Origin of the sequence: Micrococcus sp. GbtcB5, assembly GCF_019091605.1 — a bacterium.
In the GTDB taxonomy this organism is placed as follows: domain Bacteria; phylum Actinomycetota; class Actinomycetes; order Actinomycetales; family Micrococcaceae; genus Micrococcus; species Micrococcus luteus.
This window is the reverse complement of the sequence record NZ_JAGXJK010000506.1, coordinates 1-234: the sequence shown is the minus strand read 5'-3', so window position 1 is coordinate 234 and position 234 is coordinate 1. Positions and strand designations below refer to the sequence as shown.

Below are 234 nucleotides of genomic sequence, written 5' to 3'. Positions count from 1 at the left end.
GTCCACCTCGCCGACCTCCTCGGCGGCCTCCGGCATGGAGAAGGTGAACTTCTCCCCGAACTCGCCGTCCGCGAAGCGCGGGTCCACGAAGCGCCAGCCGATCGCGGTGTCGAAGGCCGCACCGGGCTTGGCGAACGCCGGCGTCGGCTTCTCCATCACCCAGGGGACGCAGGACATGGACTCCACGCCTCCGGCCTCGACGACGTCGGCCATCCCGCAGCGCACCATCGCCGT

1 pseudogene is annotated in these 234 nt (G+C 70.9%); it reads right to left on the bottom strand.

Features of this window, described 5'->3' with window-relative positions:
- A pseudogene (locus tag KVS67_RS13275) lies at positions 1–234 on the bottom strand (3-oxoadipyl-CoA thiolase); the annotation flags it as partial.